Source organism: Psychrobacter sp. AH5 (genome assembly GCF_040371085.1).
Taxonomy (GTDB): domain Bacteria; phylum Pseudomonadota; class Gammaproteobacteria; order Pseudomonadales; family Moraxellaceae; genus Psychrobacter.
The window spans coordinates 1,964,667-1,972,373 of record NZ_JAMBMT010000001.1 but is presented as its reverse complement, the minus strand read 5'-3'; the positions used below and the strand labels follow the sequence as shown (position 1 = coordinate 1,972,373).

1 protein-coding gene, 2 tRNA genes and 3 rRNA genes are annotated in these 7,707 nt (G+C 44.9%); 5 read left to right on the top strand and 1 reads right to left on the bottom strand.

Features of this window, described 5'->3' with window-relative positions; all coding sequences use genetic code 11:
• Positions 1 to 286: 286 nt before the first annotated feature.
• From M0N77_RS08300 to rrf, 5 genes are all read left to right on the top strand, one after another.
• Positions 287 to 1,826 (top strand): 16S ribosomal RNA (locus M0N77_RS08300).
• A gap of 85 nt (positions 1,827 to 1,911) precedes the next feature.
• A tRNA-Ile gene (locus M0N77_RS08295) sits at positions 1,912 to 1,988 on the top strand.
• 7 nt (positions 1,989 to 1,995) lie between these two features.
• Positions 1,996 to 2,071 (top strand) — tRNA-Ala (locus tag M0N77_RS08290).
• A gap of 319 nt (positions 2,072 to 2,390) precedes the next feature.
• Positions 2,391 to 5,248 (top strand): 23S ribosomal RNA (locus M0N77_RS08285).
• 218 nt (positions 5,249 to 5,466) lie between these two features.
• Positions 5,467 to 5,581, top strand: a 5S ribosomal RNA gene (gene rrf, locus M0N77_RS08280).
• Together the 16S, 23S and 5S rRNA genes with 2 tRNA genes alongside form the textbook arrangement of a ribosomal RNA operon.
• Positions 5,582 to 5,926: 345 nt before the next feature.
• Here rrf and M0N77_RS08275 read toward each other — a convergent pair.
• Positions 5,927 to 7,645, bottom strand: a complete 1,719-nt coding sequence (locus M0N77_RS08275; RefSeq protein WP_353104744.1) for a hypothetical protein — start codon at positions 7,643 to 7,645, stop codon at positions 5,927 to 5,929.
• Positions 7,646 to 7,707 lie beyond the last annotated feature (62 nt).

The window sequence follows — 7,707 nt, the reverse complement described above, 5'->3', positions numbered from 1 at the left end:
GCTATCTTAGCAAACAAGATTGATATAACTCTTTAACTGGACGACAGTAAAGAGACACTATTTAAAAGCATAACTAAAGAACAACTTGTGTGGATTTTTGCTGAGCAAGAGTGCTAAAAATAAAGTTGGTTTGAACTTCTTTTCGGAGTTTATTCTAACTATAAAAATTATCATTTAAGACAGCAGAAAAACTCAAAGTTAATTCATTACGAACATAATTTAAAGCGATTTTGCCAGATTAAATGAGCCAAGTTTCGTAACCTCTTTAAAGGGTTACATGCAGATTAAACTGAAGAGTTTGATCATGGCTCAGATTGAACGCTGGCGGCAGGCTTAACACATGCAAGTCGAGCGGTAACATTGGGAGCTTGCTCCCAGATGACGAGCGGCGGACGGGTGAGTAATACTTAGGAATCTACCTAGTAGTGGGGGATAGCACGGGGAAACTCGTATTAATACCGCATACGACCTACGGGAGAAAGGGGGCAACTTGTTGCTCTCGCTATTAGATGAGCCTAAGTCGGATTAGCTAGATGGTGGGGTAAAGGCCTACCATGGCGACGATCTGTAGCTGGTCTGAGAGGATGATCAGCCACACCGGGACTGAGACACGGCCCGGACTCCTACGGGAGGCAGCAGTGGGGAATATTGGACAATGGGGGCAACCCTGATCCAGCCATGCCGCGTGTGTGAAGAAGGCCTTTTGGTTGTAAAGCACTTTAAGCAGTGAAGAAGACTCCGTGGTTAATACCCACGGACGATGACATTAGCTGCAGAATAAGCACCGGCTAACTCTGTGCCAGCAGCCGCGGTAATACAGAGGGTGCAAGCGTTAATCGGAATTACTGGGCGTAAAGCGAGCGTAGGTGGCTTGATAAGTCAGATGTGAAATCCCCGGGCTTAACCTGGGAACTGCATCTGATACTGTTAGGCTAGAATAGGTGAGAGGAAGGTAGAATTCCAGGTGTAGCGGTGAAATGCGTAGAGATCTGGAGGAATACCGATGGCGAAGGCAGCCTTCTGGCATCATATTGACACTGAGGTTCGAAAGCGTGGGTAGCAAACAGGATTAGATACCCTGGTAGTCCACGCCGTAAACGATGTCTACTAGTCGTTGGGTCCCTTGAGGACTTAGTGACGCAGCTAACGCAATAAGTAGACCGCCTGGGGAGTACGGCCGCAAGGTTAAAACTCAAATGAATTGACGGGGGCCCGCACAAGCGGTGGAGCATGTGGTTTAATTCGATGCAACGCGAAGAACCTTACCTGGTCTTGACATATCTAGAATCCTGCAGAGATGCGGGAGTGCCTTCGGGAATTAGAATACAGGTGCTGCATGGCTGTCGTCAGCTCGTGTCGTGAGATGTTGGGTTAAGTCCCGCAACGAGCGCAACCCTTGTCCTTAGTTACCAGCGGGTTAAGCCGGGAACTCTAAGGATACTGCCAGTGACAAACTGGAGGAAGGCGGGGACGACGTCAAGTCATCATGGCCCTTACGACCAGGGCTACACACGTGCTACAATGGTAGGTACAGAGGGCAGCTACACAGCGATGTGATGCGAATCTCTTAAAGCCTATCGTAGTCCAGATTGGAGTCTGCAACTCGACTCCATGAAGTAGGAATCGCTAGTAATCGCGGATCAGAATGCCGCGGTGAATACGTTCCCGGGCCTTGTACACACCGCCCGTCACACCATGGGAGTTGATTGCACCAGAAGTGGATAGCCGAACCTTTTAGGACGGCGTTCACCACGGTGTGGTTGATGACTGGGGTGAAGTCGTAACAAGGTAGCCGTAGGGGAACCTGCGGCTGGATCACCTCCTTATAGACGGCATTCACTTGGCAAGAATTCACAACAAGTTGTTCTTTAGTTTAAGCTAGTTTATTAGCTAGAGGTATATGCCTCGTACAGGCCTGTAGCTCAGCTGGTTAGAGCACCGTGTTGATAACGCGGGGGTCGGCAGTTCAAGTCTGCCCAGGCCTACCATTATTTAGGGGCCATAGCTCAGTTGGTAGAGCGCCTGCCTTGCACGCAGGAGGTCAACGGTTCGACTCCGTTTGGCTCCACCATTAATAAACAAGCGCGATTAAATAGAATATTTAGAATAGCATAAACAGAAACAAGTGATTATCAAATGATTACTTCTTTCTGTTTTATACAGAACTTACTACTCGACGAGAGAGTAAGAACTATTTAAAAACATAGATATGAGTCTGGGTTAAGAAGAGCGTGTTCACGCGCACTTCTTAACCTTAATAATCAGCTCTTTAACGACATTGTTTGTTATCCCAAGAGTTGGTTATTAAAAAAGTAAAGAGAACTGAATCAAGCGTAAACATAGGTGATATCGTTATAATTGCGAAACTAATAGACCCTTTGGGGTTGTATGGTCAAGTAATTAAGCGCACATGGTGGATGCCTTGGCAGTCAGAGGCGATGAAAGACGTGACAGCCTGCGATAAGCTTCGGGGAGGCGGCAATATCCTGTGATCCGGAGATTTCTGAATGGGGAAACCCACTTAGCATAAGCTAGGTATCTTGTACTTGTACAAGAGGCGAACGAGGGGAAGTGAAACATCTCAGTACCCTTAGGAAAAGACATCAAATGAGATTCCCCAAGTAGCGGCGAGCGAACGGGGAGAAGCCGATTGATATTAGAATAGAAGAACAGCGTGGGAAAGCTGACCGTAGTAGGTGATAGTCCTGTATTTTAAATTCTAGTATCAACATATTAAGTAGAGCGGGACACGAGAAATCCTGTTTGAAGATGGGGGGACCATCCTCCAAGGCTAAATACTCCTGACTGACCGATAGTGAACCAGTACCGTGAGGGAAAGGCGAAAAGAACCCCTGTGAGGGGAGTGAAATAGAACCTGAAACCGTGTGCGTACAAGCAGTGGGAGCCACCTTGCGTGGTGACCGCGTACCTTTTGTATAATGGGTCAGCGACTTATATTCTGTAGCAAGGTTAACCGTTAGGGGAGCCGTAGGGAAACCGAGTCTTAATAGGGCGATGAGTTGCAGGGTATAGACCCGAAACCGAGTGATCTATCCATGAGCAGGTTGAAAGTGCCGTAACAGGCACCGGAGGACCGAACCCACTGTCGTTGAAAAGCCAGGGGATGACTTGTGGATAGGGGTGAAAGGCTAATCAAACTCGGTGATAGCTGGTTCTCCCCGAAAGCTATTTAGGTAGCGCCTCGGACGAACACCATTGGGGGTAGAGCACTGTTTCGGCTAGGGGGTCATACCGACTTACCAAACCGATGCAAACTCCGAATACCGATGAGTGATATCCGGGAGACACACAGTGGGTGCTAACGTCCATTGTGGAGAGGGAAACAACCCAGACCGCCAGCTAAGGCCCCAAATTCCTAGTTAAGTGGGAAACGAGGTGGGAAGGCATAGACAGCTAGGAGGTTGGCTTAGAAGCAGCCATCCTTTAAAGAAAGCGTAATAGCTCACTAGTCGAGTCGGCCCGCGCGGAAGATGTAACGGGGCTCAAACTAGGAGCCGAAGCTGCGGATTTGAATTTGTTTTCAAGTGGTAGGGGAGCGTTGTGTAAGCCTGTGAAGGTGCATTGTAAAGTGTGCTGGAGGTATCACAAGAGCGAATGCTGACGTGAGTAACGATAATGCGAGTGAAAAGCTCGCACGCCGGAAGATCAAGGGTTCCAGTCCAACGTTAATCGGGGCTGGGTGAGTCGACCCCTAAGGCGAGGCCGAAAGGCGTAGTCGATGGGAAATCGGTTAATATTCCGATACTTGTTTATGATGCGATGGAGGGACGGAGAAGGTTATGTCAGCCTGGCGTTGGTTGTCCAGGTGAAAGGATGTAGGCTTGCAGCTTAGGTAAATCCGGGCTGCTATATGGTCGAGATCTGATAGCAAGCCCTACTTGTAGGGTGAAGTGGCAAATACCATGCTTCCAGGAAAAGCTTCTAAGCGATAGTCATAAACGAATCGTACCCTAAACCGACACAGGTGATCAGGTAGAGAATACCAAGGCGCTTGAGAGAACTCTGCTGAAGGAACTAGGCAAAATGGTACCGTAACTTCGGGAGAAGGTACGCTGTTGATGGTGATAGGACTTGCTCCTTGAGCTGTTGACAGTCGCAGATACCAGGCTGCTGCAACTGTTTATTAAAAACACAGCACTCTGCAAACACGAAAGTGGACGTATAGGGTGTGATGTCTGCCCGGTGCTGGAAGGTTAATTGATGGGGTTAGCGTATGCGAAGCTCTTGATCGAAGCCCCAGTAAACGGCGGCCGTAACTATAACGGTCCTAAGGTAGCGAAATTCCTTGTCGGGTAAGTTCCGACCTGCACGAATGACATAATGATGGCAGCGCTGTCTCCAGCAGAGACTCAGTGAAATCGAAATCGCAGTGAAGATGCTGTGTACCCGCGGCTAGACGGAAAGACCCCGTGAACCTTTACTACAGCTTTACATTGAACTTTGACCTGACTTGTGCAGGATAGGTGGGAGGCTTTGAAACCGAGACGCTAGTCTTGGTGGAGCCAATCTTGAAATACCACCCTGGTCATGTTGGGGTTCTAACTCAGGCATCACAATGCCGAGGACAATGTATGGTGGGTAGTTTGACTGGGGCGGTCTCCTCCTAAAGAGTAACGGAGGAGTACGAAGGTGCGCTCAGACCGGTCGGAAATCGGTCGTAGAGTATAAAGGCAAAAGCGCGCTTAACTGCGAGACCCACAAGTCGAGCAGGTACGAAAGTAGGTCTTAGTGATCCGGTGGTTCTGTATGGAAGGGCCATCGCTCAACGGATAAAAGGTACTCTGGGGATAACAGGCTGATACCGCCCAAGAGTTCATATCGACGGCGGTGTTTGGCACCTCGATGTCGGCTCATCTCATCCTAGGGCTGAAGCAGGTCCTAAGGGTATGGCTGTTCGCCATTTAAAGAGGTACGCGAGCTGGGTTTAGAACGTCGTGAGACAGTTCGGTCCCTATCTACCGTGGGCGTTGGAAATTTGAGAGGAGCTGCTCCTAGTACGAGAGGACCAGAGTGGACGAACCACTGGTGTTCGGGTTGTCATGCCAATGGCATTGCCCGGTAGCTACGTTCGGATGGGATAACCGCTGAAAGCATCTAAGCGGGAAGCCCACCTCAAGATAAGATTTCCCTAAAGAGCCGTTCAAGACTAGGACGTTGATAGGCAGGGTGTGGAAGCGCAGCGATGCGTGTAGCTAACCTGTACTAATTGCTCGTTTGGCTTGACCATACAACACCCAAGTGGTTTGTAATTGTCTATAGAGAACTCAGTTGTGCGTCTGTCACGCACCTTCAATTACTTGAAGGTCCCTTGACAGACAAAACGCGCAATGGTTATTCATAGAATGGTAAGCATTTATATCGATATCACCTTTATCCTTGATTCAGTTAGGATAAGTGATACTTAAGTCATTAAGTAAAACATCAGACTCATATCTAACCCCCTTTGCTGACGACAATAGCACGATGGTACCACCTGATCCCTTCCCGAACTCAGAAGTGAAACATCGTTGCGCCAATGGTAGTGTGGCTCCGGCCATGTGAGAGTAGGTCATCGTCAGCTCTCTATTCCTAAGAAGAGTCATCCTTAACCGGGTGGCTCTTTTTTTTACCTTTAATTTAGTCTTTACTATGTGACCTACGCAGCTATTTCTATTTAAAGGATTGGCTCTTGCGCTGCCTTGAGGAGGATTAAGCGAAACACGGTTTCGCCCGACGCAATACAAGAGCTGTGCTCGCAGTTAGCAGTGCTTTGCCTTAACGGTTCTCAGGTCATCGTCGGCTCCTTATTCCTAGACTAGCCCCAACATACTAATGTATGTTGGGGCTTTTCTTTGTCTGCTATTCTTTTATTGGTTTTGCCTTACCTGTAAGAATTATCTCTAACCCTTACGGTTTTTATCAAGAGCTATAGAACAGATGACTTACGGAAAATAAAAACATTATGATGAATAGCTTTATTAATTTTCTGCACATCGAACGTTTCTTTATCTTCAGGAAGTCTTAATACTTTAGGCAAACGTGTGATAACCATTTTGTCATTGGCGATAGCATAGTGTCTATAATATTCATTAATGGTCTCATCACAGTCAAACTCTAAATAAATAATATTATCAGTATGACTTTTTGCCAATCTAACGATCGATAAGAAAAACTCATTCTTTAATTGATTTTTTGAGTGTTCAATATCTTTGAAATCATATCTTGGTTGCCATCCTACTATTAGTCTTTGCCAAAGATTTCCTTTTTCCTTGGTCTCATGATAAAGCTTTAGCTTTTGTTCTAGACGCGATATCTGTTTGAGATTGCTTTCCACATCATCGAACTCTTCTTTGATTATATCTATGATCTCTTTGGAGGCTTCAGTAAGTCCTTTTGCATTATAGTTTTTATTCTCTAACGAATCGTAGATCATATCTAAAAAGTGCCTAAAGCTAATTAGTCTGGCAACCATAATCTCTACGTTATAAGAATAAGTTGCAATAGGTAGTAATTGAAAGTTCTGAATACTATCAATCATTCTATTAAAAATTTTACGTAAGTAATAAAATAGATAGTCTCGATCGTCCTTGTCGCTGATAGCGTTTTCGATGAGGTTGTTTAGCTTATTGAGTATCAATACAGTGATTTGTTGTTCATACTCATTCATACGCTTGTGAATATGAAATTCTGTTTCTTCACCGTCTTTTTCAAGGGGTTTTTTAAGTAACGGTTCAATTTGCGTCTTACATTTATATTGTGCATCTTCAATAAACTTGATAATCGTATCTGATACGCTAGCATCCAAAGTATAGAGTCGACTCATGCAATAAGTAACGTGCTCAAGGTAGCGCTCATTATCTAAAAGGTTTTTTCTGAGAACTACATGAGTTAAATATACGTATAGTTCATTTTGCATACTGTCTTCATGCAAAAAGCGTTTGAAGGAGTAAGGGTTTTGTCTAGGCTTATCAGCGATACCAATCAAATACCAATACTTTTCACTTTCGATTACAAAGAACTTTTTACGCTTAGCTTCTTCTCTGATAATACTAGGTAAGTTTTCTTGTTCTTGAAAATCAATATCAGTCGAGTCCCAAGCACGAAAGTCACGTTCTTGAATCTTTTGTTTGATAAAAACTTCTTTAAAATACGTTTTTACAACGTCAACATTAAGCTGTCTAATGCCAGGTTGTACTATCAGATTTACATTATCAATCCAAGTCGCTAAATCGTATAAAAAAGCACGCTTTATACTCTTTCGACTCTGTTGGTCTAAATGATGATCGCCTATATCAATTCGATTAATATAGTCGATCATAGCTTCTACTTTATCTGCAAGATCAATAGCATCGCAGGTTTGCGGTTGGGATTCGACCAACTTTAGCATCTGTACGCTAATCGCTTGCAACTCTTTATTGCGTACTGCGGTGTTAGATAATACACTTCTAAGGTTTTCTGGAATGATATAAGTAAAATTTGCGCTAATATTTCTCTTTGACAATATTTTTTCGTACACACTTTTACGACTAGCAGGGTCAAGCTTTGGCAAAATATTGGCAATGATTGTTTTCCAATTAGTACTCAAAGCTGGATCTATCGATTTTAATTGATAAATTTGATACTCTGAGAGCTCATATACGTGCATATTATAATTCCTTTGAACCATTTACAGTACTAATGTTTGCATAAGTGTCGTAATCTTAGCAT

Bases quoted from the DNA above. Each gene is read 5' to 3' on its own strand.
- M0N77_RS08275 (WP_353104744.1), bottom strand. From the start codon at position 7,645: ATGCACGTATATGAGCTCTCAGAGTATCAAATTTATCAATTAAAATCG.